The 25,398-nt window shown below is 65.8% G+C and carries 18 protein-coding genes; 5 read left to right on the forward strand and 13 right to left on the reverse strand.

Annotated elements, in window-relative coordinates; genetic code table 11:
- Positions 1-21: 21 nt before the first annotated feature.
- The 3 genes from U1H99_RS23095 to U1H99_RS23105 form a co-directional block, all read right to left on the reverse strand.
- Positions 22-1,197 carry a PAS domain-containing sensor histidine kinase gene (locus U1H99_RS23095; RefSeq protein ID WP_323144048.1) on the reverse strand — a complete coding sequence of 392 codons (1,176 nt, stop codon included), beginning with the start codon at positions 1,195-1,197 and terminating at the stop codon, positions 22-24.
- A gap of 91 nt (positions 1,198-1,288) precedes the next feature.
- On the reverse strand, positions 1,289-2,095 hold the full coding sequence (locus tag U1H99_RS23100) for a LytR/AlgR family response regulator transcription factor (RefSeq protein WP_323144049.1): 807 nt from the start codon (positions 2,093-2,095) through the stop codon (positions 1,289-1,291).
- 95 nt (positions 2,096-2,190) lie between these two features.
- A complete protein-coding gene (locus U1H99_RS23105) occupies positions 2,191-3,570 on the reverse strand; it encodes a sensor histidine kinase (protein ID WP_323144050.1) in 1,380 nt (459 codons plus the stop codon).
- A gap of 262 nt (positions 3,571-3,832) precedes the next feature.
- Between U1H99_RS23105 and U1H99_RS23110 the strand changes: the two genes are divergently transcribed.
- Positions 3,833-4,771, forward strand: a complete 939-nt coding sequence (locus U1H99_RS23110; RefSeq protein WP_323144051.1) for an exopolyphosphatase — start codon at positions 3,833-3,835, stop codon at positions 4,769-4,771.
- 56 nt (positions 4,772-4,827) lie between these two features.
- Positions 4,828-5,469, forward strand: a complete 642-nt coding sequence (udk, locus tag U1H99_RS23115; protein WP_141828700.1) for a uridine kinase — start codon at positions 4,828-4,830, stop codon at positions 5,467-5,469.
- Positions 5,470-5,481: 12 nt separating this feature from the next.
- Here the strand turns inward: udk and U1H99_RS23120 are convergent, their stop codons facing one another.
- The 3 genes from U1H99_RS23120 to U1H99_RS23130 all read right to left on the reverse strand — a co-directional run bounded on the left by U1H99_RS23120 (position 5,482) and on the right by U1H99_RS23130 (position 10,004).
- The gene (locus U1H99_RS23120; protein ID WP_323144052.1) at positions 5,482-7,881 is read right to left on the reverse strand and encodes a sensor domain-containing protein; all 2,400 of its coding nucleotides are present in this window, start codon (positions 7,879-7,881) and stop codon (positions 5,482-5,484) included.
- Between the two features lie 129 nt (positions 7,882-8,010).
- Positions 8,011-9,276 carry a nitronate monooxygenase gene (locus U1H99_RS23125; protein WP_323144053.1) on the reverse strand — a complete coding sequence of 422 codons (1,266 nt, stop codon included), beginning with the start codon at positions 9,274-9,276 and terminating at the stop codon, positions 8,011-8,013.
- Positions 9,277-9,518: 242 nt separating this feature from the next.
- Positions 9,519-10,004: a YajQ family cyclic di-GMP-binding protein gene (locus U1H99_RS23130; RefSeq protein ID WP_323144054.1), complete on the reverse strand. Its 486-nt coding sequence runs from the start codon at positions 10,002-10,004 to the stop codon at positions 9,519-9,521.
- A gap of 115 nt (positions 10,005-10,119) precedes the next feature.
- Here U1H99_RS23130 and murB point away from each other — a divergent pair, with 115 nt between their 5' ends.
- Positions 10,120-11,139: a UDP-N-acetylmuramate dehydrogenase gene (gene murB, locus U1H99_RS23135; protein ID WP_323144055.1), complete on the forward strand. Its 1,020-nt coding sequence runs from the start codon at positions 10,120-10,122 to the stop codon at positions 11,137-11,139.
- 92 nt (positions 11,140-11,231) lie between these two features.
- Here the strand turns inward: murB and U1H99_RS23140 are convergent, their stop codons facing one another.
- Genes U1H99_RS23140 through U1H99_RS23170 form a run of 7 tightly spaced genes read right to left on the reverse strand, consistent with a single transcriptional unit; the run spans position 11,232 to position 19,332 of the window.
- Positions 11,232-11,750, reverse strand: coding sequence for a response regulator (locus U1H99_RS23140; protein WP_323144056.1), 519 nt, complete (start codon positions 11,748-11,750; stop codon positions 11,232-11,234).
- A gap of 32 nt (positions 11,751-11,782) precedes the next feature.
- Positions 11,783-12,805: a chemotaxis-specific protein-glutamate methyltransferase CheB gene (gene cheB, locus U1H99_RS23145; RefSeq protein WP_323144057.1), complete on the reverse strand. Its 1,023-nt coding sequence runs from the start codon at positions 12,803-12,805 to the stop codon at positions 11,783-11,785.
- Entirely contained in the window at positions 12,802-15,102 is a 2,301-nt protein-coding gene (locus U1H99_RS23150) for a hybrid sensor histidine kinase/response regulator (protein ID WP_323144058.1), read from the reverse strand. Before U1H99_RS23150 ends, cheB begins: the two co-directional genes overlap by 4 nt.
- Positions 15,099-15,734, reverse strand: coding sequence for a chemotaxis protein CheW (locus U1H99_RS23155; RefSeq protein WP_323144059.1), 636 nt, complete (start codon positions 15,732-15,734; stop codon positions 15,099-15,101). The genes U1H99_RS23150 and U1H99_RS23155 overlap by 4 nt, the downstream gene beginning before the upstream one ends.
- Positions 15,731-17,038 carry a CheR family methyltransferase gene (locus tag U1H99_RS23160; protein WP_323144060.1) on the reverse strand — a complete coding sequence of 436 codons (1,308 nt, stop codon included), beginning with the start codon at positions 17,036-17,038 and terminating at the stop codon, positions 15,731-15,733. Before U1H99_RS23160 ends, U1H99_RS23155 begins: the two co-directional genes overlap by 4 nt.
- Positions 17,035-17,490 (reverse strand): chemotaxis protein CheW, encoded by a 456-nt coding sequence (locus tag U1H99_RS23165; RefSeq protein WP_323144061.1) that lies wholly within the window; start codon positions 17,488-17,490, stop codon positions 17,035-17,037. Before U1H99_RS23165 ends, U1H99_RS23160 begins: the two co-directional genes overlap by 4 nt.
- A 27-nt stretch (positions 17,491-17,517) precedes the next feature.
- Positions 17,518-19,332: a methyl-accepting chemotaxis protein gene (locus U1H99_RS23170; RefSeq protein ID WP_323144062.1), complete on the reverse strand. Its 1,815-nt coding sequence runs from the start codon at positions 19,330-19,332 to the stop codon at positions 17,518-17,520.
- A gap of 296 nt (positions 19,333-19,628) precedes the next feature.
- Here U1H99_RS23170 and U1H99_RS23175 point away from each other — a divergent pair, with 296 nt between their 5' ends.
- Entirely contained in the window at positions 19,629-21,992 is a 2,364-nt protein-coding gene (locus U1H99_RS23175; protein WP_323144063.1) for a catecholate siderophore receptor Fiu, read from the forward strand.
- A gap of 689 nt (positions 21,993-22,681) precedes the next feature.
- Entirely contained in the window at positions 22,682-25,342 is a 2,661-nt protein-coding gene (locus U1H99_RS23180; protein WP_323144064.1) for a hypothetical protein, read from the forward strand.
- Positions 25,343-25,398 lie beyond the last annotated feature (56 nt).

Genomic DNA, 25,398 nt, shown 5'->3' on the forward strand with positions numbered 1-25,398 from the left:
CTTGCTGGCCGACCCCGCTGTTCATACCAGGTGTCCGGCCACCGGCAGCACGATGTCGACGCGTGTGCCGGACGGTGTTTCGGCACTGATCGAGATTTCCCCGCGCATGCCCCAGACCCGCTCGCGCATGCCGATCAGGCCCAGCGAGGCCGCCTTTTCCATGTCTTCGGGACGGATGCCGACGCCGTCGTCGCGGATCGTCACCAGCAGGTCGCCGTTCAGGCGGAACAGGTTCATGGTCACGCTGGTGGCTTCGGCATGGCGCGCGATGTTGGTCAGCGCTTCCTGCACGATGCGGAAGATGGCGGTGCTGGCCGCGTCGTCCAGGCGCAGTTCGGCTTCGTCGGCGAGCAGGGTGCAGGGAATGCCGTAGCGCTCGACGAAATCGTCGCGCAAGCCCTGCAGGGCGAAATACAGGCCGCCTTCGTCCAGCGCGCGCGGACGCAGGTTGCTGGCGATGCGGCGCAGCGAAGTGATCGCGGTCAGCAGGTTGGATTCCATGCCGTGCATCAGGCGCAGGCTGTCGGTGGGCGTGCCTGCGGTCTGCTGCAGCAGGTTCAGGTCCATGCGCAGCGAGGCCAGGATCTGGCCGAGGTCGTCGTGCAGCTCGCGCGCGATGTGGGTGCGCTCTTCTTCGCGGATGGTCTGCAGCGCGGCCGACAGCTGGCGCAGCTGGTCGTGCGAACGCGACAGCTTTTCCTGCACCCGCTGGCGGTCCGAGACGTCGCGCATGATCACGGTGTAGTAGGGCGTGCCGTTGCTGGCGCGCGAGATCGACCCTTCGAGCGGGAAGCGGTGGCCGTCGGCGCGCAGGCCGGTGACGGTGTAGTCGGTGGCGCGGCGCCCGGCGCGGCCGTCGCCGGCACCGAAGAATTCGCCGGGACCGTCGTGCGAGCCCGCTTGCGACCCGCGCCGCGCCTCGATGTAGCGCTCCAGCGGACTGCCCAGCATCTGCTCGACGCTGGTGCCGAACAGGCTGGCGGCGGCCGGGTTGGCGGTGATGATGAGATTGCCGAGGTCGGCCGAGATGATGGCTTCGCTGGCGTGATGCACGATCTGGCGGCTGGCGGGCACGGTGTCTGCTCTCTTGTAAACGCGGCGGCCCAGCGCACGGCCGGCAGCCAGCCCGATCAGGAAACTTCCCAACTGCGAGGCTGTGGGCCAGCCAGGGAAACGCAGGCGGCGCGACGGGTTCATGGTAGGCCCTCGAAAAAACGACCCGCTTGCGGGTCCGGCATCTACCTTACGCGCCGCCGGCCATGGCCGGCTTGAGGCTCGACAGTATGATTTACATCTGCTTGAACAGGTGCAGGAAGCTGCGGCTGACTTCTAATTTATCCGGACGGCCCTTAATCAGCACCAGGTGGCGGCCGCGGATGTCGCGCGTGACGCCTTCGATGGCGTTGACGTTGACCAGCGTGGCGCGGTGGATCTGCCAGAACAGCGAGGGGTCGAGTTCCTCGGCCAGGTCGCGCACCGGCTTGCGGATCAGGGCTTCCAGCTTGTCGGTCTGGACGCAGGTATATTTCTCGTCTGAACGGAAAAACAGGATGTCCTCGACCGGGATCATGCGCAGGTCCTGGCCGATGCTGGCCTGGATCCATTGCAGGTATTTCGGCTTGGGCGCGGCGATCTTTTCCGCGAGCTGGGTCAGCATGGCGCTGACGGTGTCGCTCATGTTCACGGCCGCAGGCGCACCCGCACCCGGCGCCGCGCCTTCGGCCGTGCCGCTGCGTTCCTTGAGCCGCTCCTTCAGGCGCTCGACCGTGATCCGCAGGCGCTCCGGCTCCGGCGGTTTCAGCACGTAGTCGACGGCGCCGCGCTCGAAGGCTTCCACCGCGTACTCGTCGTAGGCGGTCACGAACACGACCTGGCTGGCGTCGCCGATCTCGCGCGCCGCATCCATCCCGGTCTTGCCCGGCATGCGGATGTCGAGGAAGGTCAGGTCGGGCCGCAGTTCGCCGACGAGCTGCACGGCTTCGTCGCCGTTTTTCGCTTCGCCGACGATCTGCAGTTCCGGCCACGCCTGGGACAGGCGGGTGCGCAGCAGGTCGCGCATCAGTCTTTCGTCATCGGCAATGATCGCAGTAGGCATGGTCGCAGTGGCCCGTCATGGGCTGGGTGAGGGAATGTCGATTATTCAACGAAACGTCGCCTGGGGCAATAGGCTGGATGCTGATTTCGCTGCGCCTATTTCGGCGCCAGCTGGTAGGGCACTTCGATCGTCGCGATCACGCCGCTCGGACTGTTGGCGGCGATGTGCAGGTGGCCGGCCTTGCCGTGCAACAGTGCCAGGCGGTCGCGGATGTTCGACAGGCCAAGGCCGGTGCCCTTGCTCGGCACGACGCCGAAGCCGACGCCGTCGTCGGCCACGGTCACGCGCAGGCGGCTGTCGAACACCTCGGCGGTCACGTCCAGGTGGCCGCCCTCGGGCTTGCATTCGAGCCCGTGCTTGATTGCATTTTCGACCATCGACTGCAGCATCATCGGTGGGAAGGCCGCGCTGCGCAGTCCGCTCGGCACCTGGACGTTGACGGTCAGGCGCTCTTCCATGCGCATTTTCAGCAGGTCGAGGTAGGCGTTGACCATGTCGACTTCGCGCCCGAGATTGGTGACCAGGGTGTTGTCGCGCATCTGCGGCAGCACCGCGCGCAGGTACTGGATCAGGGTGCGCTGCATGGCCGAGGCGCGCGGCGGGTCGGTCTCGATCAGGTGCTCGACCGAGGCCAGGGTATTGAACAGGAAGTGCGGCTCGACCTGCGCCTGCATGGTCTGCATCTTGGCTTCGGACAGCTGGCGCTGCATCGACTCGCGCTCGGCCGCCGCGGTGGCGGTCTGCATCTCGGCCTCGGCGCGCTTCTTGCCGCCGACCAGCGCCTTGGTGCCGAACAGGGCCAGCACCAGCAGCCAGACGAAGCTGGTGAACCAGGTCGAGGCCTGCTTGTGGTAGCTGCGCGCCTTGGCTTCGGCGGCGTCGTCGACCGCGGCCTCGATCGCGTCCGACAGCTCGTCGCTGATCTGCGGCGGCAGGTCGATGTGGACTTCGTCGTCGCCGCGCCCGCTCTTGGCGACGCGCGACGGCGTACCCGGCGGCGCGGGCGGTACGGGCGGCACCGGTACCGCCTGCGCAGCCTTGCCGGCAGCTTCGGCCTGGGCGCCGGCCGCCGCAGCATCCGCCGCCGCCTTGCCGGCCTTGCCGGCGGCCTTTTCGGCCTCGGCCGCCGCCGCGGCTGCGGCAGCCTCGGCCTTGGCGCCTTCGGCTTCCGGATCGATGTTGACGGTGGCGCCGCTGCGCGCGCGGCCGCGCGGATTCAGGTGGATGCCGCTGTCGTCGATGGTGATGGTGGGTTCGTCGCGGCGCGCGCTGCGCTCGGTGCGCACGATGTCTTCCTCGCCGCCGGAAAACAATTCCTGTTGCACGATGGTGCCGGCCGTCAGCAGCAGCGCGGCAAACAGCAGGAACTTCCACCATGACAGCTGCGTCACCCAGGTCGCCACCGCGTCGAAGGCACGGTACAGCGATGACAGGGCGGTCGACAAGGCCTGCTGGTTTGGACGCGATGTTGGCATGGAACTATTATTCTTGATAGAGCGCTAATGGACGGGTGCCGGCGAGTGTACTGCCTGCCGGCATCCGGCGGCGAAATGCCGGCCGCATCCACGCTTGCTGTTGGGATGTTACAACTGTAATTTGCCGGGCGTCCCAGTGCCAGTGCTTTGCGACAGCCCGCAGTATCCGGCGCCTGGACTGCAATCCTTCACCAAAAACTGTCATTTGGAAATATTGCACGGTATGATGATTTGGTCTCCACTTCGATGAAAGGGTGTGCCGATGTCTGCCGTTCCGCAACGCTACCGCCTCGTAACCCGCAGCGATTTCGACGGCCTGGTCTGCGCCGTCCTGCTCAAGCACCTGGACCTGATCGACGACATCCTGTTCGTCCATCCGAAGGACATGCAGGACGGGAAGATCGCGATCAGTGCGCGCGACATCACCACCAACCTGCCGTACGTGGCGGGCGCGCACCTGGCCTTCGACCATCACCTGTCGGAAACCGTCCGCAACAGCGGCCGCCGCGACAACCACGTGATCGACCCCAAGGCGCCGTCGGCGGCGCGCGTGGTGTACGACCACTACGGCGGCACGCGCGCCTTCCCGGCTGCCTGGCGCGACATGATGGCGGCAGTCGACAAGGGCGACGCCGCCCGGTTTACCCAGGAAGAGGTGCTCGACCCCAAGGGCTGGAACCTGCTGAACTTCCTGATGGATGCGCGCACCGGCCTCGGCCGCTTCCACGAATTCCGCATCTCGAACTACCAGCTGATGATGGACCTGATCGATTACTGCCGCAACCACGGCATCGAGCAGATCATGGCATTGCCGGACGTGCGCGAGCGGGTGACGCTGTATGAACAGCACAACGAACTGTGCAAGCAGCAGATCCGGCGCTGCGCCAAGGTGCATGCCAACCTGGTCGTGCTCGACCTGCGCGAGGAACAGGTGATCTATGCCGGCAACCGCTTCCTGATCTATGCGCTGTTCCCGGAAACCAACATCTCGATCCACGTGCTGTGGGGCCTGAAGAACCAGAACACCGTGTTCGCCACCGGCAAATCGATCCTGAACCGCAGTTCGAAGACCAACATCGGCATGCTGATGCTGGAATATGGTGGCGGCGGCCACGAAAATGCCGGCACCTGCCAGGTATCGAACGACATGGCCGAGGATGTGCTGGGGGCGCTCGTCAAGCGCATCACCAGCGAAGGCTGACAACGGAAGCAACGCCGGCCCTGTCCGTTCCGCCGCCGCTCCGGTATCATGCGGGGATGAATCAACATTCCTTTGTTCCCTTTGTGATCGGGGTCGCCGGCGGCAGCGGCAGCGGCAAGTCGACGGTGACCCAGCAGGTGCTGGCGTCCTTCGGTACCGAGATGGTGTCGGTCGTGATGCAGGACGACTACTACCGCGACCAGACCGACCTCAGCCTTGACGAACGCCGCAAGCAGAACTACGACCACCCGCAGGCCTTCGACTGGCCGCTGCTGGTACAGCACGTCCATGCCTTGCGCAATGGCGAAGCCATCGAGATGCCGGAGTACGACTTCACGATCAGCAACCGCTCGGGCAAGACCATCCCGGTCAAGCCGGCCCCGGTGATCGTGATCGAGGGCCTGTTCGCCCTGTACGATGCCGACTTGCGCAAGATGATGTCGCTCAAGATTTTCGTCGACACCGCGCCCGACGTCCGCTTCATCCGCCGCCTGCAGCGCGATGTGGCCGAGCGCGGCCGCACGATGGAGAGCATCGTCAACCAGTACATGAACACGGTGCGCCCGATGCACAAGCAGTTCATCGAGCCGACCAAGCGCCACGCCGACGTGATCCTGCCGCACGGCGCCAACGGCCCGGCGGTCGACGTGATCACCACCAAGGTCGCGAGCGTCATCGGCCAGCTCAAGCGCTCCTGATCCCATCCGGCGCTAGGCCAGCTGGCGTTCCTGCAGCAGCCGCTGCGCCGCCTCGGGCGGCAGCGGTTCGCTGAACCAGATCCCCTGCAGCTGGTCGCAGCCGAGCGCGGTCAGGAATTCCATCTGCGGCCGCGTTTCCACCGCTTCGCCGACCACCTGCATGTTGAGGTTGTGCCCGATGTCGACCAGGCTCTTGACGATCGCGCCGCCGCCGTCCAGCGCCGAGTGCGCAGTGTCGCGCGCCAGCTTGACCTGGGTCGCCGCCAGCTGTTCCAGGTAGCCGAGGTCGCACAGCCCGGCGCCGAAGCCATCCACCGACAAACCAATGCCCAGTTCGCGCAACTGCTCGGCCAGTTCGCGTCCGAGCGTCGGATTGCGGATCAGGCCCTCGATGCGCAGATCCAGCTGCAGGCTGCCCGGCGCCAGCCGGTAGCGTGCCATGCGCTCGGCCAGGCCGGCCACGAAGCCTGGCTGGCTGTATTCGCGGTAGGACACGTTGACCGTCACCGGCACGTTGCCGAAGCCGATGGCGGCGAGCTGGCCGGCAAAGGCGCAGGCCTGGTCGAGCACGCGCCGGCCGATCTCGACGATGGCGCCGCTTTCCTCGGCCTCGGTCAGGAAATGTCCGGGCGGCAGCACACCGTGCTCGGGATGGCGCCAGCGCAGCAGCGCCTCGAAGCCCGTCATGCGGCCGGAATGGGTGGCCACGCGCGGCTGGTACAGCAGGAACAGTTCGTCGCGCTCGATGGCGTCGTGCAGTTCGCTCTCGATCTTGCGCTTGGCCTCGGTGCTGGCCTTCATGTTGCTGGAGAAGAAATTCACGTCGTTGTGGCCATTGCCCTTGCCGTGGTACATGGCGACGTCGGCGGCGCGCACCAGTTCGGCTGCGGTATTGCCGTCGTGCGGATACAGCGACACGCCGACGCTGGCGCCGACCGGGATTTCGTGGCCGCCGAAGGCGACCGGGATCGCGAAACTGCGGCGCAGGCGCTCGACCATGCGCAGCGTGAAGCGCAGCGACGGCTGGTTGGTCAGCACCAGCACGAATTCGTCGCCGGACATGCGCGCCACCGTGTCGCTGTCGCGTACCGACGACTGCAGGCGGCGCGCGACCACCTTCAGCACCACGTCGCCGGCTTCGTGGCCGAAGGTGTCGTTGATCGCCTTGAAGTCATTGAGATCGATCAGCACGGTGGCCACCAGCGATTTCTGGCGCCCGGCCAGGTGCAGTGCCTGCTCCAGCCGGTCCCACATCAGGTTGCGGTTGGCCAGGCCGGTCAGCGCGTCGTGGTTGACTTCGTGTTCGAGGCGGGCGGTGCGCTGCTTGAGCGCGGTCACGTCGTTGATGACGCCGATGAAATGGCTGACCGCCCCATGCTCGTCCTGCACCGGCGTGATGTTCAGGTCGTTCCAGAACAGCTCGCCGTTCTTGCGCAGGTTGCGCAGTACCACGTTGACGCTGGTGCGCCGGGCAATGGCGTCGCGCAGCATGGCGCGCTCGTTGTCGTCCATGCCGGGCGCCGCCATGAAGCGCGAGTCGAGGCCGATGACCTCGTCGGCCGGGTAGCCGGTGATGCGCTCGAAGGCCGGGTTGACGTATTCGATCAGGTTGTCGGCCCCCGGCTCGCCGCTGCTGCGGGTGATGACGATGCCGTTGCTGGCCGCGTGCAGGGCGCGCTCGCGCAGGCGCAGGTGGGTTTCGCGCGCGCGCCGCTCGGTGATGTCGATGCCGAGGCCGAACAGGTAATCCTCGCCGTCGCAGCGGATGCGGCTGCCGCGCAGCAGGAAAGGGGTTTCCTTGCCGCTCTTGGAGACGTACTCGACTTCGAGCTGGAGCTCCTCGCCGTGCTCGAACACGCGCCGCATGCCGTCGATGAACTGGGGCCGCTGCGGCAGGTCGACCAGGTCGACCGCACGCGTGGCGGCCAGCTCGTCGGGCATGAGTTCCAGCATGCGCTCCATGTTGTGGTTCCACAGCACGAAGCGGCCATCGCGGTTGATGGCATAAAAGGTGCCGGGAAACAGGTCGACCACCGAGGATAGCGGCGCGCGCGCCACGCGCTCCGATTCGGTCGCATCGTCCATTGCGAACTGCTGTGCAAGGACCGCGACCGTGTGCTCGACCAGGCCGCCGCCGGCATCGAATTGCGGCACCAGCGCCAGGCTGGCCGGCAGGATGCGTCCGTGGGCGGCGTGCAGGTCGACGGCGAGCTCGCGTTCGTCATCCGGGGCGCCATGCAGGGCATCTTCCCACTCGGCCTGGCCGCCGGCGAGCAGCAGGGTGGCCGGCTGGCCAAGGACAGCGGCGGGCGTCAACCCGAACAGTTGGGTACAGCCGGCATTCCAGCCGGCGACGGTGCCCCGTGCATCGACCAGGAAAACGGCCCGTATCGGGGCCTCGAACTCGGACATGGGGCGTCTCCCGACACAAGGTCAACGGCCGTTGGACAGTGGCGCGGGCAATTCGTTCTATCAGGAATGGGAAGATTGAAATGAAAACGGCACGGAGATCCGCGCCGTTGCATTATCGCTTTACCTGGTTCAGGCCGCCGCTTCCTGCCGCGGCGGCAGGGCGATCTGGTTGTCCACGCTGAACTGGTAATCCTTGAACACGTGCTCGGCCGACAGGATCTGGTAATTGCCGTCGCCCAGCTTGTGGGTCGTGTCCTTCAGGCGGTAGGTGGTCGAACCGCAGGTCCAGCAGTTGAAGTTGCGCATGTGGGTGCACAGGCAGGTCTTGTCGAACACCTGCACGTTCTTCTGGTCCGGGTTGGCCTGCACTTCGCGGTTGTACGAATTGATGTAGGCGCAATTGCCGGTCGCATCCAGCAGGTAGCCGTAGGATTCGCAGCCCGGACGGATGCCGGAGCCGATTGCCGGGGTCTGCTTCAGCATGCGCATCGGGTAACCGGTCGGCGACACGCCGTTGACGATGATGTCGTCCTCGGTGGCGCGGATGTATTCCTGCTTGACGCTGTCCGGCAGGCCGCATTCGTGGGTCATGGTGAAGCGGGTCGCCACCTGCACGCCGCCGGCGCCTTTTTCCAGGAAGCTGACAGCATCGGAACCGGTGAAGATGCCGCCGGCCGCGATCAGTGGGATGTCCAGGTTTTCCGCCTTCATGTACGCGTGGATCTCGTCCATGATGGTGTGCAGGTCGTATTCCTTCCAGTCCTCGATGCCGAAGCCGAGGTGGCCGCCGGCCAGCGGGCCTTCGACGATGATGTAGTCGGGATTGCGGTTCAGGCGCGACACCTTGCGCAGGAACAGCTGCAGCGCGCGCACCGAGGAAACGATGATGCCCAGCTTGGCGTCGCGGAAGCGCGGGTGATCCTTGATCAGCTCGAACGAACCGAGGTGCAGGCCGGCCGACATGGTGATGCCGTCGATACCCGCGTCCAGCGCCGCCGACAGGCGGGTGCGCAGGGTTTCCTTCGGCGCGTTCATGGTCAGCTTTTCCATGCAGTTCACGAAGATCAGGCCATCGCCTTTTTTCGCGGCCATGGTGGCGCCGACGTGCAGGCGGGTCGCCTCGGCCAGGCGCTCGAGGTCGAACTGGACCACCGATTTGTCGGAATTGTTGATGTTGAACTTGTAGAGCTTGGTTTTTTCCTTGACGAAGCTGGTGTCGAACTTGCGGTCCGAAACATCCTGCACCATCGCATCGGAAATGTGTCCGATACCGCCGAGGCGCGCCGCTTCCAGCGCCAGCTCGGACGTCGAGATGTCCACGCCCATGCCGCCGATCATGATGGGCACATATTCCTTGTTGCCCAGACGCAGGCGGAAATCATCAACTCGTTTCATTGCTATCCTTAGACTACCAATCACTGTTTATCGCAGAGCAACGTCGCTATATGACGTATTTGCGCACTCTCCATTTTACCGCAAGGAGAGGAGGGGGCCGAGCACCATTTACCGAACGGTCGTGCGATCCGGCGTGCAAGCATGCCACTACGTCGTCCCTGCGAAGGCAGGGATCTAAGTTTGCATGCGCTGTAGAGACGCGTACAACTTGGACCCCTGCCTTCGCAGGGGCGACGGTCGGATTAATCCCGGAAGTTATTGAAAGCCAGCGGCAAATCCTTGACGTCCTTGCGCAGCAGGGCGATCGCTTCCTGCAGGATATCGCGGTCCTTGCCGGTGACGCGCACGGTGTCGCCCTGGATCGAGGCCTGCACTTTCATCTTGCTTTCCTTGATCAGCTTGGTGATCTTCTTGCCGTCCTCGGTCTCGATGCCGTTGCGCACCTTCATCACCTGCTTGACCTTGTCGCCGCCGATCTTCTCGATCTTGCCTTCGTCCAGGAAACGGACATCGACCTTACGCTTGGTCATCTTGTTCAACAGGACGTCCTTGACCTGGCTGATCTGGAAGTCGGAGTCGCCGTACAGGGTGATTTCCTTGTCCTTCTGCTCGACCTTGGCCGAGGTGCCCTTGAAGTCGAAGCGGGTTTCGATTTCCTTGCTGGATTGATCGACGGCGTTCTTGACCTCGACCATGTCTGCTTCGCAGACCACGTCAAATGATGGCATTGTGTTTTCCTTTTCTTATGCTTGGGGAAGAATGGCGGTATTGTAACGGACATGGCATGCGGCTTCCATCGGGCTGTGCCGCTATATAATCGGCACAAATTACTCGATGCCCGCCATGTCCGACCTGTCCCTGTCCACCGACGTTTCCCTGCAAGCCTTCAATACCTTCCGCATCGACGCGCGTGCGCGCCGTTACCTGCGCATCACCGACCCCGGGCAGTTGACGCAACTCGCCGCCAACCCGGCGCTGGCCGCACTGCCGCGCCTGGTGCTGGGCGGCGGCAGCAACCTGCTCCTGACGCGCGACGTCGAGGCCCTGGTATTGCACATGGGCCTGCTCGGCAAGGCCATTGTCGGCCAGGACGACGAGGTGACGCTGGTGCGTGCCCAGGCCGGCGAGAACTGGCACGGCCTGGTCGAATGGACGCTGGCGCAGGGCCTGGGCGGCCTGGAAAACCTGGCGCTGATCCCGGGCACGGTGGGCGCCTCGCCGATCCAGAACATCGGCGCCTACGGGGCCGAGATCAAGGATGTGTTCCACGCGCTGACCGTGTTCGATTTCGCGACCGGCAAGACGCGCACGATGACGGCGGCGGACTGCCGCTTCGGCTACCGCGACAGTGTGTTCAAGCACGCCGAGGGCCGCGACCTGGTGGTACTGGACGTGACCTTCGCGCTACCGCGCGCCTGGGCGCCGAACCTGCGCTACGCCGAGCTGGCCCAGGCGCTGGAAGGCATCGCCGACCCGACCCCGCGCCAGGTCGGTAATGCCGTGATCGCGATCCGGCGCCGCAAGCTGCCCGACCCGGCAGAGATCGGCAATGCCGGCAGCTTCTTCAAGAATCCGGTGGTGTCGGGCGCAGAGTGCGCGCAGCTGCTGCAAGCCTGGCCGAACCTGGTGCACCATCGCCAGGCGGACGGCAGCGAGAAGCTGGCGGCCGGCTGGCTGATCGACCAGTGCGGCTGGAAAGGGAAGAGCCTGGGCCGCGCCGGGGTCTACCCGAAGCAGGCGCTGGTGCTGGTGAATAACGGCGGCGCGAGCGGCGCGGAAGTGATGGCGCTGGCGCGGGCGATCCAGCAGGATGTGCGGGCGCGCTTTGGGCTCGAGCTGGAACCGGAGCCGGTTACCGTCTGACATCCACCCGTCGTCCCCGCCTGCGCGGGAACGACGGGTTAGCGCCGGAACGACGGGTGAGCGCGGAAGCGACGTGGTAGCGCAGGGCCGGCTCAAGCCCCGCGCAGCGCCGCCAGCTCCGCCTTTACCTGCGCCAGCTCGGCCTGGACACCGGCCAGCTTGGCCTGGCAGGCCTCGCACTTCAAGCCCTTGATGTAGCCGCTGGAATGGTGGCGGATGCGCGCCACCAGTTCCAGCTGGTCGGGCAGCTTGACCAGGTAGTCGTTGGCGCCGACCGCGAAGCCGTGGGCCTTGAGCTTGGGTTCGTCCTTGGTGGTGAGGACGATCACCGGCACTTCGCGCAGCGCGGGGTCGGCGCGGTATTCCTGGATCAGGTCGAAGCCGTCGACGCCGGGCATCACCAGGTCCTGCAGGATCACGGTCGGGCGCAGCGCCTGGGCGCCGGCCAGCGCCGCATGCGGGTCGGTGACGTAGTGGTATTCGATGTCCGGATGGCTGGCGAGCATGCGGCGGACGGCTTCGACGATGATGAGCTGGTCGTCGACCAGCAGGACACGCACCTTGTACTCGGCGCTCGTTGGTTCGTCGGGGTGCGGGCTGGCTGCGGACATGTGTGGTTCTGGGCTGGAAACGGAGCGTTGATTCACGCGAAACCTGACATTCTACCCAACAACATCTGGCCGATGCTGTCGAGCGCTAAAATCTTTTCGGCGGCACCCAGTTCGGCGGCAGCCTTGGGCATGCCGTACACGGCACTGCTGGCTTCGTCCTGGGCGATGGTGGTTTTGCCCGACCGGCGCAATGCCAGCAGGCCGTTGGCGCCGTCGCGGCCCATGCCGGTAAGCAGGATGCCGGTGGCGGCGCGCTCCCAGTGCAGTGCGACTGAGCCGAAGAACACGTCGATCGAAGGGCGGTAGATCTCGTCGCGCGGATGGCTATCGTAGCAGAAGCGGCCGCCCGGCGTGATGTACAAATGGTCGTTGGTGCGCGCCAGCTGGACCACGCCGGGTTCGGGCGCCTCGCCGCCGGCGATGGCGCGCACCGGCACGGGGACCTGGTCGCCCAGCCATTTCGCCATCTGGTCGGCAAAGGCGGCGTCGATATGCTGGACCACCACCACCGCGGTATCCGCCGGCGGCTGCCAGCGCGACAGCAGCCTGGCCAGCGCCATCGGGCCGCCGGTCGAGGCGCCGATCGCGACCAGGTGCTTGACGGCGTCGCCGCCGGCCAGGACCGAAGCCGGACCCTCGGCGGCTGCACCGATGATGGTCCGGCCGCCCCCAATCAGTTTGCCGATGGTACGGATCTTGGCCAGCAGCGCCGCTTCGCCGCCGGGCTGCCCGAGCAGCACCGGCGTCGCGGTGACGTCGAGGGCGCCGGCGCCGAGCGCGCGGAACACCGCGTTGACGTTGTCCTGCGGCGCCGCCGTCACCACCAGGATCGCGCACGGCGCGCGCTGCATGATCTGGCGGGTGGCCTCGATGCCGTCGAGTTCCGGCATGTTCAGGTCCATCAGCACCAGGTCGGGCGGCAGGTCGGCGCACAGGCGCACCGCGTCCAGGCCGTTGCGGGCGATCCAGGCCACCCGGTGCGCGCTGCTCGAGCTGACCACCCGGCGCAGCGCCTCGGCCGCGGTCGGGCTGTCGTTGGCGATGCCGATCCTCATGATGTCCCCCGATGGTAGGCCGGACCGATCAGGTCGAGCACCGCTTCCAGCAGGGTGGCGTCGTGGAAGCTGCCCTTGGCCAGGTAATAGTCGGCGCCGGCTTCCATGCCGCGCGCGCGGTCTTCCGGCCGGTCCTTGTATGACACGATCATCACCGGCATGCGCTGCAGGCGCGGGTCGTGGCGGATGCGCTCGAGCAGGCCGATGCCGTCCAGGCGCGGCATGTCGATGTCGGTGATCACCAGGTCGTACTCGCCGGCGCGCAGGTTGTTCCAGCCGTCGATGCCGTCCAGCGCCACCTCGACCCGGTAGCCGTGGCCGGCCAGCAGCTTGCGCTGCATCTCGCGCACCGTCAGCGAATCGTCGACCACCAGCACGCGGCGCACCGTCCCCGCTTCGGCGGCGCGCGCCGGCTGCAGGCTGGCGCCCTGGTCGAGCAGGCGCCCGATCGAGACCAGCAGGTCGGGCACGTCGATGATCAGCACCGGGGCGCCGTCTTCCAGCAGGGCGCCGGCGGCGATGTCGCGCAGCTTGCCGAACACCGGTTCGAGCGGCTGCACGGTCAGGCTCTGCTCGCCGACGATGGCGTCCACCACCAGGCCGTAGCGTTCCGCCCCGGTGCCGACCACGACCACCGACAGGGTGTCGTCGCGCGTGCCCGCCGCATCGTCCAGCTCCAGCACCTGGCTGGCCGCCACCAGGCCGAGGTGGACGCCGTCCAGGTCGACGTACTCGCGGCCGGACAGGGTGCGCGCCTCGCTGCGCTGCAGGCGCAGCACGTGTTCAACGCGCGTGATCGGCATCGCATACGCCTCGCCGGCCACCTCCACCACCAGCGCGCGCATCACCGACTGGGTCAGCGGCAGCGTGATCAGGGTGCGAAAACCCGCGCCGGGCGTCGACTCGGCGCGCACGGTGCCGTTCTGGCGCTGCACCGCTTCGTGCACCACATCCATGCCGACCCCGCGCCCGGAGATGGCGTTGGGCGTCTCCTTCAGCGAAAAGCCGGGCAGGAACAGGAATTCCATCAGCTCGCCGAGACTGAGTTCGGCCGCAATGGCCGGCGTGGCCGTGCGCCGCGCGGCGGCCTGGCGGATGCGTTCCGGATCGACGCCGCGGCCGTCGTCGCGCACTTCCATCACCAGCATGCCGCCGCGGTGGCGCGCGCTCAGGACGATGGTACCGGTGGCCGGCTTGCCGGCGGCGAGGCGCTCGGCCGGCGTTTCCAGGCCATGGTCGATGGCATTCCGCAATAACTGGTTCAGCGGCGCTTCCATGCGCGCCAGCACGGCGCGCTCGACCAGCGTGGCGCTGCCTTCGATGACCAGCTGCGCATCCTTGCCCAGGCTGCGCCCGAGGTCGCGCACCATGCGCGGCAAGCCGTGCACGCCGTCGCCGAAGCGGCACATGCGCAGCGCCAGCACTTCGTCGGCCAGGCGCGCCGACACGTTGGAGGCCTGGCGCTCGTAGTTCTCGGCGTCGCGGATCGAGCGCAGCAGGAACCCGGGCAGCGGCTGCATGCGATCGCGCAACGCCAGCGCCAGTTCCAGCAGGCGCGGGTCGTTGGCGGCCACGATCGCCTCGTGCAACTGGTCCAGCGCCCCCAGCACGCTCCTCTGCTGGCGCTTGTAGCGCTGCATGGCGTCCAGCCACGGGCGCAGCTGGCCGGCATGCACGCGCGCCTGGCTGGCCAGCGTCAGCAGTTCGTCGCTGGCGGCCGCGAGTGCAGAGGCAGGGACGGGCACGGATTCTGCATTCGCGGGCGCCTTGTCCGCCTGTGCGGGCGCGCCCGCGGCTAGTGGTGAGGCCAGCGCTGCCGGTGCTTCCGGTTGCTGCAGCGCTGCAGGACTGGCTACCGCGGCCTTGGGCGCAGCAGCGGCCGGCGATGCGGCTGGCCGCGCTAGCAGCGCCGCCAGCGCATCGATGCGCGCCTGCACCGCCGCATCGGTGCCGGTGTCCTCGTCGGCGCCGGCCAGGCGCTGCATCAGGTCGACGCTGTCGAGCAGGGTGTCGGCGGCGCCGGCGTCGACCGTCGTCCGGCCCTGCTGGGCGGCCACGAACACGTCTTCCATCGCGTGCGCCAGGCCGACCACCGCCTGGCGGTCGACGATGGCGGCGGCGCCCTTGATCGAGTGGGCGGCGCGCATCATCGCTTCCAGCAGCACCGGATCGGCCGCGCCGCGCTCGAGCTGCAGCAGGCCGTCGGTCAGCACGCGCGCCTGCTCGCCGGCTTCCATGCGGAACAGGTCGAGCATCGAGAAGCTGCTCAGGTCACCGCCCATGTGGTCCAGGCTCATCGCAGCAATCCCTTCAGCGCCGTCAACAGCAGACGGGCGTCGAGCAGGCCGGCGGCGCCGCTGTCCGCTAAGCCGTTGCCCGCTGCAGCGCGCACGGCACCCGGCAGCACGCCGCTCACCAGCGGCGGCGGCGCGCGCCCGACCGTGGCCGCCGGCGGCAGCAGGGCGGCGCCGGCGTAGCGCACCACGCCCTGCACCTCGTCCACCGGCAGTGCAAACGCGCCTGCGCTGCGCCCGGTGCCGCGTTGCGGGTCGGATTCGGCCAGTACCAGCAGGCGTGCAAAGGCGTGGCGTCCGGCCGGGACGGCGGCGCCGGCGTCGATCTCGAGCAGGCGCGCCAGCGACACCGCCGGCAACAGCCTGCCGCCGGCGGCGACGATGCCGAGCAGCGGCCCGCCGCCGCCGCGGTGCGGCAGTCGGTGCACCGGCGCGATCGGCGCCACCGAGGCTGCCAGCGCCAGCGGCACCGCCAGCCATTCGGCGCCGATCCTGAACACCATCGCCGCGGCATCGGTGCTGCCGCTGCCGCTGGCCGGACGCGCCAGTTCGCGCGCCCACTCCTCGCCATAGTCCGCATCGACCGGACGCGACAGGCTGTTGCGGGCAGCGATCCCGGGCTTCAAGGCGGTCATGCGAGTGTCCCCCCGCGGCGTGCATAGATGCGCGCGGCGCGCTGGCGGAAGCCGGCGCCGGTGGCTGCATCGCCCAAACCTTCGTGCAGCAGCGCCAGGCTGCACAGGGCTTCGTAATGGTCGGGCGCGAGGTAGACGCAGCGGCGCCAGCTGGTGTCGGCCGCGTGCGGGCGCGCGGCGCTGGCCTGCACGGTCCCCAGCAGGAACCAGGCGTCGGCGCTGTCGGGCGCGATGTCGAGCAGGGCGCGGCAGGCGGCTTCGGCTTGCTGCAGGCGGCCGGCGTCGGCGAGGCTGCGCGCCTGGGCCAGCAGCTCGTCGGGCGCCGGCGGAGACGGCCGCGCGGGGGGCGCCGGTGGCGCCGACGTGGCGGCCGCCGGGCGATGCGGCGGGATGGGCAGCGGTGCGGCACGCGCGCGGCGGCGCAGCGGCGGCAGGTCAGCCAGCGCCGCCATGGCGGCCGCCGGCTGGGCCGGACCGATCCGCTTGCGCAGGACGAAACCCGTATGCGCCGGCACGAAGCCGTTGGCGCAGAACGAGGGCGCTTCGGCGTGGCCGGACAGCAGCAGGCCATCGTCGGCCAGCACATTGGCAATGGCCTGGGCCGCGCGGGTGCGCGTGGGCGCGTCGAAATAAATCAGCAGGTTGCGGCAGAACACCAGGTCGTAGGGGGGCAGGACGCCGGCCGCCGGGACGCCGGCCGCCGGGACGCCGGCCGCCGGGACGCCGGCCGCCGGCAAGCCGGCGCGTTCGGCCATCGCCAGCAGGTTGCCCTGGCTGAAGCCGACATAGGCGCGCAGCGCGTCGTCGACCAGGTAGTCGTCGCCCTGGCGCGTGAACCAGCGCTCGCGGAAGGCCAGGTCGGCGCCGCGGAAGGCATTGCGGGTGAAGCGTCCGCTGCGCGCCCGTGCGATCGCGGCCTGCGACAGGTCGATCGCGTCGATGCGGCAGCGGCTGGCGGGAATACCGGCTTGCGCCAGCACCAGCGCCATCGAATACGGTTCTTCGCCGCCGGCACACGGCACCGACAGGATGCGCACGGAGCGCTGCGGCCGGGCCGCCAGGCGCTGCTGAACGAAGTGCAGGGCTTCGGTGAACACGGCCGGATCGCGCAGGATCCAGGATTCCGGCACCACCAGCTGGTCGACCAGCGCCTCGAACTCGGGCGTGCCGGGCAGCGGGGCGTACTCCTCGGGCGCCGGCAGGGCGCGCGGGCCGCCGGCGGCATCGCGCAGCGCCCGCTCCAGGTCGGCGTCGGTCGGCATCAGGCCGGTGCTGGCGTGCAGCGTGTCGCGCAGGCGGTTCATGCGGCCGCTCCCTCGCTGCCGAACAGCAGCGCCGCCACTTCCGGCGCCAGCAGCCGCGCCGGCTCGATCAGTTGCAGCATGCCGCCGGCGGCGCCGCGGGCCACGGCGCCAAGCCAGGGCGCCGCCAGCACGCCGGGGTCGAGCGGTGCCTCGAGCAGGGCTTCCACGCCGGTCACGCGCTCGGCTTGCAGCCCCAGGCGCCGGGTGGCGCCGGCGGCCGGCAGGTCGACCAGCAGGATGCGGGTATCGTAGCGCACTGTCTCGGCCGGGCTGCCGCCCAGGCGCGACAGGTCGATCACCGGCACCGGCTCGCCATGCAGGTCGAGCAGGCCGGCCACGTAGTCCGGTGCACCGGGCAGCGCCTTCAGGCGCGCGGCCGGCAGCACCCGCAGTACGGCGGCCAGCGGCAGCGCATAGCGTTCGGGACCGATGTGGAAGACCAGCACGTTCATGAGTAGACCAGTGCGTCGCTGCGGCGCTTACAGGTTGACCGCGAAGCTGGCCACCGACTGCTGCAGGTCGCCGGCGGCGTACTGGAGCTGGTGCACGGCTTCGCTGGTCGCCTTGAGCGAATCGACGGTCTGCTGGCTGGCGTCGGACAGCTGCGTCATGGTTTCCGTGATCTGCGACGCGCCCACCGCCTGCGACTGCATTCCCTGCAGCACCAGGTCGAAGCGCGGCGCCAGCTTGCGCACCTGGTCGGTCATGCCGGACAGCTGTTCGGCCACGCGGCGCGCCTCGCCCACGCTGCGGCGGATCTCCTCGGCGAACTTGTCCATGCCCATGACGCTGGCCGAGACCGCCGACTGCATCTCCTTCAGCATCTGCTCGATGTCCCAGGTCGAGACCGAGGTCTGGTCGGCCAGGCGCCGGATCTCGCTGGCCACGACGGCAAAGCCGCGGCCCGCCTCGCCGGCCTTTTCGGCTTCGATCGCGGCGTTCAGCGACAGGATGTTGGTCTGGTCCGCCACCTTGGTGATGGTGGTCAGCACGCCGTTGATGTTGCTGGCCTTTTCCGACAGGGCCGCCAGCTTGGCGCCGATCGAATCGGTGGCCGCGACCATCTGCTGCATGGTCTGGTCCATGCGCTTCAGGTTGTCCTGGGCGTCGACGGTGGCATTGGTGGTGTAGTCGGCGACCTCGGTCGCTTCTTCCATCGTGCGCAACAGTTGCGCCGTGTTGGCCGAGATCTCGCGCGTGGTCGACAGCACTTCGACGCTGGTCTGGGCCTGCTCGACGCCGGTCGCTTCCTGCTGGCGCGCGGAGGCGGCAATCTGGGTGGCCGAGGTGGTGACCTGGATGCCGGCGCGCTGCACGTTGTTGATCAGGCTGCGCAGGTTGCCCAGCATCGTGGCGAGGCCTTCGCCGAGGCGGCCGATGGCGTCGTCGCCGCGGATCGTGACGTCGGCGGTGAGGTCGCCGCGCGCGGCGCGCGACACCACGTCCAGCAGCGTGTCGACCTTGGCGCGCAGTTCCTTGCTGGCCGCCAGTTCCTTGGCCTGGCTATCCTCGATCGCCTGCGCCATGCGGTTGAATTCGAGCGCCACCTGGCCCAGCTCATCCTTCGACATCACCTCGGCGCGCGAACCCTGCACGCCGGCGCCGAGCTGGCGCGCGGCGGTGCTCAGGCTGGCCAGCGGGCTCGATACCGCGCGCACCAGCAGGGTGCCGATCACGATCGCCAGCAGCACGCAGGCCAGGCCGCCGAAACCGAGCAGGCGGTCCATGCCCAGCTTGAGCGCAGCGGTTTGCTGCTGGCGCTGGGCCAGCAGGCGGTTTTCCTCGGCTTCGACCTGTTCCAGCAGGCGCCGTACCGAGGTCATCGCTGTGCTGCCCGCCACCACCGTGCTTTCGACCTGGCCCGCCACCGCGGTCAGTCCGGCTGCGCCGGCACGCCGCCGGGTGGCGATCTGCGGGTGCACGGCGTTCGTCATCCAGTTGTCCAGGATCGGCATGAGCTGCTGCAGGCGTCCCTGCTGGGCGCTGTTGTCGCGCGTCAGGTCGATTGTGCGCTGCAGGTGCTGGCGTGCACGCCCGTGTTCGGTCTCGACCGTCTCCAGCAAGCCATCGTTCCCGGTCAGCAGGTAGCCGCGGACCGAGGCCTGGACCTGCAGCATCGAGGTCGCGATCTTGTCGGTTTCCAGCAAGACCTCGAGCGTATGGCGGTCCCAGTCGCGTGCTTCCTGCAAGCGGGAAAAATTGTTATAGGCAAAGCCCAACAGCAGCAGAAGGACGGCGACGATGGCACCGAAGCCGATGCTCAGTTTGCTCTTGAGGCTCAGGTTGGAAAGCATGCATGCTCCGTGTAGCAAGGAATCTTCGCAAATGTAACATTTTGGCGACGCGCACGGCGGTATAAGCGTTCATTAACGCAATAAAAATCTGCTTTGCATGCCTAAACGGGTGTTTTCGAGGCTGTCAGGCCGTAGCGGCTGCGCGCCCGGCTGCATTTGTCGTCGCCTGTCTGAATTCGCGTCACGGCCTTGATGCTTAACGCAAATGATAATGATTCGCGTTTACATTATGGGAAATCCTTGCTAGAGTGCGTGGCGTTCGAATAACTATTCCAAAACGACATCACCCAGACCACATGAAAACTTCCAGTTATATCACCCACCGCAAACATGCCGTTGCCGGTACCGCATTCGCCATGCTGTTGCCCCTCGCCGCCCACGCGGACGATGCCGGCACGGCGGCTGCCGCCGCAGCCGACGGCGATCGCCACCAGAAGGTGCACATCGTCGGCGAGCGCGAAAACGAACTGAAGGCCGACCGCGCCGCCTCGCCCAAGTACACCGAGGCGCTGGTCGACACGCCGCAGACCGTGGTCGTCATCAAGAAAGAGCTGTTCCAGCAGCAGGGCGCCACCACGCTGACCGAAGCGCTGCAGAACACGCCGGGCGTTGGCACCTTCTTCCTCGGAGAAAATGGCAGCACCAACACCGGCGACGCCATCTACATGCGCGGCTTCGACAGCTCGGGCAGCATCTTCGTGGACGGCGTGCGCGACATCGGCTCGATCTCGCGCGACATCTTCAACATCGAGCAGATCGACGTGCTCAAAGGGCCGGCCGGCACCGACACCGGGCGTGGCGCGCCGACCGGCTCGGTCAACCTGAGCACCAAGCAGCCGCTGCTGCGCCGCTTCGGCAACGCCAGCGTGAACGCCGGCAGCGCCGACCGCCTGCGCGCCACGGCCGACCTGAACACGGTGCTCGACCATCGGCGCGGCATCGCCTTCCGCCTGAACGCGCTCGACCAGGACAACGGCAACCCGGCCCGCGATACCGTCAAGGCCAAGCGCTGGGGCGTGGCGCCTTCGCTCGCCTTCGGCTTGAACAGCCCGACCCAGCTCTACCTCGACTACCTGCACGTCAAGCAGGACAACCTGCCGGACGGCGGCGTGCCGACGGTCGGCCTGCCGGGCTACACCAATCCGACCATCCCGAGCCGGACGGCGGTCAACCCTCCACCGATCCGGCACGAACTGGACAATCCTGCGCCGGTGGATCCGCAAAACTTCTATGGGAACAAGAGCGACTTCGACCGCGTCAAGGCCGACATGTTCACCGCCATCCTCGAGCACGAATTCAGTCCGCGCATGCGGGTGCGCAACACCACCCGCTACGGCAAGACGAAGCAGTTCTACCTGCTGAGCGCCTTCATGAGCAGCGGCGCCAACGTCATCACCCGGGAAGCGCCAATCGCGCCGGCCACGGTCCGCTATCCGGGCGTGCGCGCCGACGACCCGTCGACCTGGCTGCTGTTGCGCGGCAACCGCACCATCAAGGACCAGGAAAACACGGTGCTGGCCAACCAGACCGTGGTGACCACCGAATTCGATACCGGCCGGCTGCGCCATACGCTGGTCAGCGGCCTTGACCTGAGCAACGAGAAGCAGGTCAACTACAGCTACGTCAACAATGCCACCAATCCCGCCCTCGGCAACCTCGGCATGCTGCCGCCGGCCAATCTCTACAACCCGGACCCGAACCTGGCGCCGGCCAACCTGAAGCTGGTGCGCAGCGGCGCCCGCAACCAGGGCGAGGTGACGACCGAGTCCGCTTATCTGCTGGACACGATCAGGCTGGGCGACAAGTGGCTGTTCGGCGCCTCGCTGCGTGTCGACCATTTCGACGTCAATTACGATGCGCTGCCGGCCACCGGGGCCACGACAGCCGCGACCCACCTCGAACTGAGCGACAGCGTCACCAGCGGCAAGGTCTCGGTGCTGTACAAGCCGACCGACTTCAGCAGCGTGTACGCGCTCTGGGCCAATTCCAAGCAGCCGCCGGGCTCGAACCTGACGCTGACCGGCAACGCCAACAGCGCGGCCAACCCGATCTACGACCCGCAGGTGAGCACCACCACCGAAGTCGGCACCAAATGGGACCTGCTGCACCGCAAGCTGGGCCTGAACGCGGCACTGTTCCGCACCGTCGTCAAGAACGAGGTCGAGCAGGATCCGGTGAACCCGACCACGTATTACCAGACCGGCCGCAAGCGCGTGCAGGGCGTGGAACTGAGCGCGGTCGGCCAGATCACGCGCGACTGGTCGCTCAGCGCCGGCTATAGCTGGATGGACACGAAGGTCGAGCAGGGCAGGGTGATCACGGCCGGCGGCGAGAATGCACTGACCTACACGCCGAAGACGGCCTTCACCAGCTGGACCAACTACACCTTCCCGTTCGGCCTGCGCATCGGCGGCGGCGTGCGCTACGCGGGCCGCCTGCTGCGCGGCACCGATGGGGCGGTGGGCACGCCGGCCTATACCGACGATTACTGGGTGGTGGATGCGGTGGCCGCGTACAAGGTGGCGCGCTGGCTGGATCTGCAGCTGAACGTGTACAACCTGGGGGACAAGCGCTATGTGGCGGCGATCAACAAGAGCGGATACCGGTACACGCCGGGGGCGCCGCGGTGGGCGAGCCTGACGGCGAACTTCCACTTTTAATCAAGGTGTAATGAGCACACCGGTTTCGCTCTAGCCGGAACCGGCTTCCCTCGGTGCTTGCCTTAGCGGCCGACCGGCATGATGCTGCCGAAGCGGACGACACTGTGCAGCGTGGCTCTGACCTGCAAGCCAGTCTTGCCATTCGGGTCGATAAAAGCTCATTTTGCCGGCAGAGGCAAAGTCACCGTTGTATTGTCAGGATCATCCTCTGTATCCGCATCGAAGGGGCGCCAGTATTAGCGTTTTATTGATATCGTGCCTGACGATATTGAGCGCGGACCGTCTGCCTGTAATGGATGGATCGGCATTAGAATACCTCCGATGCGGTCTCTAAAAAATGCGCACGTTACAATTCGCGAGTTTCCTATAATTCTTTTAAGGCAAAATGGTGCATTCAGGTCGATGCGCCTTGCACATTAACAGCGCTTAAGAACCATCCTGTACCGCAGGTAACATTGCTTTTGCCACTGTTTTCTATCTTGCTATGACATCAGGTCTGATGGAATGGCAATTTCTAAATTGATGCACGCGTCTCCGATAAAAGCATGATTTTGATTTGGGGGAAGTGTGCAATGTTGAATTGATGCATGATCAGAATATTTATCAAGTAGGATCAACTGCAGCAACTAATGTTGGTATTCGCGTTACAGGCAGGATTCTCTCTTTTATCCGAAAGCCGAGTTCTCTTAATGAATATTATTCGTACTGCGCTTGACTTCGGTATAAAGATCGACGCATGGGTACAAGTGGTGCGCGACATTGGTCATTTCATGTTATGCACTTGCAAGATAGGCTGGCGCCTTCGCCGTGCATTCGCGGCATTGGCGCTGTTCGGCTTGATCTTGGGTGTAGACCAAGCCAACGAATATTTCGACAATATCCTGTATGCGTGTATAGGACAAGCGGACGACTGTCCCAGTCCACTGGGTATTCGCGTCACTCTGATTCAAGGTGCTGTTCTGACAGCGAGCATCATCTGGTTCGCCTATCTAGTACGTGACACTGCCCTCTTCGCACTCAGGTCGAGCTCCGCCTGGGATGCGGCTCGTAGCAAATATCTGATCGTGTTTGCGACTTGGCTGGGAGCGGTGCCCCTGCTGCTGTTCTCGCATCGCGCGTTGACGTCAACCGGCTACGGGAATCAGCTAGTCGTATTTCCGGTGTTGATAGGCATTTTTCTGCTTGCGAGCATTGTCCAGGCCGCTCTCGCTTCCGCACCGCGTGTATCCAGGCTCGCGGCGGGAAGTTTGTTTGCCGTGGCGGTCACCGCGATGTCTTTCGGCTCTTTTCACGCTGAGTGGGATACAGCGGTATTCTTCGCGGCATGGTTGCTTTTCACGGCCGTGCTGGTGTTCGCCGCGCTCAAAGGCGGCTGTCCGCGAACCTACTACTGGTGGATCATCGGGATCAGTGCAAGCATCGCGTTCGCGCTCGCTCTACAGTTGCTTACAATTGGCGTCTCCCTCATGTACCGCACTCATCGGCTCGGCGTCGCGATTGCTTGCCTGCTCCCGCTTGTACTACTGTTGATACCGGCCCGGATACCGAAGAGCGCCCAAATCCATGTTTACGCTGATGAGCCGCGACAAGCACGCCTCTGGCGTCATTTCCGTGGACTACCACCGCATATGCCGCCCCTGTATTTGTCGGCCCTGGTGGTGTCAGTGGTCGTTCTTTTTATCGCGGGCGACAAGCCTCTGGTTTTTGCCGATTACATGATCGCACCTGCGACACTGATTCTGGTACTGGCGACAGCCGGGGTGTGCTACGTGCTGGCGATGTCCGTATTGGGCCGTCCGGTCTTCTGGTGCGGCGCGATCGTGCTCGCAATGGTTTCCTGGAGCAATATTGCGCCTCCAGCACCGCTTGCTGCGCCAGAAAAAGCCTTCGTAAAGGGCGATTGCCGCAATGCGGTCGCATTTTGCTCGATGGATGAGCGCATTTGGGAGCGGTATCAGCGATGGGCCGCAAAGCCTGGCCGCCGCAAGGACGATCCCATAATCCTGGTGGCAGCGGCCGGTGGCGGGAGTCGCGCCGCAGCCCATACCGCAACGTCTCTTGCTGCGGTCGATGCGGCTACCTGCGGCGCGTTCGGTGACCAGATCTTCGCGATTAGCGGGGTGTCCGGTGGTGCAATCGGCAGTTTGCTGTATGCCGCTAGCCGGGTCGACGCTTACAATCCGGTCCAGCGCGCGCTATGCCGCAATACCAAGCCTGATGAGCGAGCTCTTCCTTTAGTGAATAGTCTGCTGACTGCGGCAAGTGCAGACCACCTGAGTCCCGTGGTGTTGCGCGGTGCTACCCATGATCTCATCCGCAGCGCAGTGAATCTTGCTCGCATTGATGGTTCGGCCTCGCAAAGCGATTTTTCGACGCGCTCTGGCGTCCTAACGATGAGCTGGTACTACCGTTATGAAGTATTTCTGAAGGCGAACAAGCTCAAGATCGAAAACAATGCTCTGGCGCAAGAAGACCGATTGCGTAACGATGCGCAGCCCTTGCTAGTATCCAATGCGACGAGTGTCCAGGACGGCCATCGCGTGCTATTGAGCTTTCCTTTGCTGTGCCCGCGGGATGGCTGGTGTGGTGAGCATATGAGCCCGCTTTCCGACGCCCTTGATAGCGCGCGTTTTCCGCTGGTTAGTCCTGCGCACGCACGCAATGTCTATCATTGGAATCCATGGCTCAAAAAGGAAGCTGTCAGCGAACGGGCAATCGTCGATGGCGGCTACTTCGACAATTCGGGTGGACAAACCATTCTCGATATTGCGAATGTACTCGAGCAACATGGCATACCGCGCAGCCGTATGTTCGCGCTGTTGATTAGCTCCGATCCCGATGAAGGTTTTGAAGCGAAAACCGTCCCCGATTACACTGTATCGGGAGGCCTGACGCAACTGGCGGTTCCTGTACATTCGCTGGTAGCCGTGCGCGACGGACGGACTGCGATCTCGTTGAATGACATGCAGCAGCGCCTTGGCGAATGCCAAGTCATCCATTGGTCTATGTCTTCGCGTTCCCTTAACCCGGAAACTGCGGAAAGCAGCGCCGGCACTCAACCCGATCCTGCCTCGGACGCAGCGAAGGAACTCCACCAGGGCAAGGAGCAGGATCTAGAAGCGAATCTGCGTCGTCTCAAGCGCTCGCCGGCCCTTGGTTGGGCACTGTCGGAACGCTCGGCAAACGGTCTCTTGGGACTAGCGTATGGGCACGGCATGTCATTCGGAGAGGCATCGTTCCGATACAAGAACGAGATGCTGCTCGCGTCCCGGCTACGTTACAACAGCGCTGTCGATCAGCAGCGCCTGGCGAATGGCATGAAGAACAACGATTGCATGGCGATGAAGTAGTGGCTACCTTGCAGGACGCTCAGTTGAGGAAATAGTGGTCAGGCGCCCAAAAGAAA

The sequence above is a fragment of the Massilia phyllosphaerae genome, assembly GCF_034659755.1.
In the GTDB taxonomy this organism is placed as follows: domain Bacteria; phylum Pseudomonadota; class Gammaproteobacteria; order Burkholderiales; family Burkholderiaceae_D; genus Telluria; species Telluria phyllosphaerae.

Excerpts from the sequence above, each read along its gene's own strand:
- U1H99_RS23095 (WP_323144048.1), bottom strand. The coding sequence starts at position 1,197 with ATGAACCCGTCGCGCCGCCTGCGTTTCCCTGGCTGGCCCACAGCCTCG.
- U1H99_RS23100 (WP_323144049.1), bottom strand. The coding sequence starts at position 2,095 with ATGCCTACTGCGATCATTGCCGATGACGAAAGACTGATGCGCGACCTG.
- U1H99_RS23105 (WP_323144050.1), bottom strand. The coding sequence starts at position 3,570 with ATGCCAACATCGCGTCCAAACCAGCAGGCCTTGTCGACCGCCCTGTCA.
- U1H99_RS23110 (WP_323144051.1), top strand. The coding sequence starts at position 3,833 with ATGTCTGCCGTTCCGCAACGCTACCGCCTCGTAACCCGCAGCGATTTC.
- udk (WP_141828700.1), top strand. The coding sequence starts at position 4,828 with ATGAATCAACATTCCTTTGTTCCCTTTGTGATCGGGGTCGCCGGCGGC.
- U1H99_RS23120 (WP_323144052.1), bottom strand. The coding sequence starts at position 7,881 with ATGTCCGAGTTCGAGGCCCCGATACGGGCCGTTTTCCTGGTCGATGCA.
- U1H99_RS23125 (WP_323144053.1), bottom strand. The coding sequence starts at position 9,276 with ATGAAACGAGTTGATGATTTCCGCCTGCGTCTGGGCAACAAGGAATAT.
- U1H99_RS23130 (WP_323144054.1), bottom strand. The coding sequence starts at position 10,004 with ATGCCATCATTTGACGTGGTCTGCGAAGCAGACATGGTCGAGGTCAAG.
- murB (WP_323144055.1), top strand. The coding sequence starts at position 10,120 with ATGTCCGACCTGTCCCTGTCCACCGACGTTTCCCTGCAAGCCTTCAAT.
- U1H99_RS23140 (WP_323144056.1), bottom strand. The coding sequence starts at position 11,750 with ATGTCCGCAGCCAGCCCGCACCCCGACGAACCAACGAGCGCCGAGTAC.
- cheB (WP_323144057.1), bottom strand. The coding sequence starts at position 12,805 with ATGAGGATCGGCATCGCCAACGACAGCCCGACCGCGGCCGAGGCGCTG.
- U1H99_RS23150 (WP_323144058.1), bottom strand. The coding sequence starts at position 15,102 with ATGAGCCTGGACCACATGGGCGGTGACCTGAGCAGCTTCTCGATGCTC.
- U1H99_RS23155 (WP_323144059.1), bottom strand. The coding sequence starts at position 15,734 with ATGACCGCCTTGAAGCCCGGGATCGCTGCCCGCAACAGCCTGTCGCGT.
- U1H99_RS23160 (WP_323144060.1), bottom strand. The coding sequence starts at position 17,038 with ATGAACCGCCTGCGCGACACGCTGCACGCCAGCACCGGCCTGATGCCG.
- U1H99_RS23165 (WP_323144061.1), bottom strand. The coding sequence starts at position 17,490 with ATGAACGTGCTGGTCTTCCACATCGGTCCCGAACGCTATGCGCTGCCG.
- U1H99_RS23170 (WP_323144062.1), bottom strand. The coding sequence starts at position 19,332 with ATGCTTTCCAACCTGAGCCTCAAGAGCAAACTGAGCATCGGCTTCGGT.
- U1H99_RS23175 (WP_323144063.1), top strand. The coding sequence starts at position 19,629 with ATGAAAACTTCCAGTTATATCACCCACCGCAAACATGCCGTTGCCGGT.
- U1H99_RS23180 (WP_323144064.1), top strand. The coding sequence starts at position 22,682 with ATGAATATTATTCGTACTGCGCTTGACTTCGGTATAAAGATCGACGCA.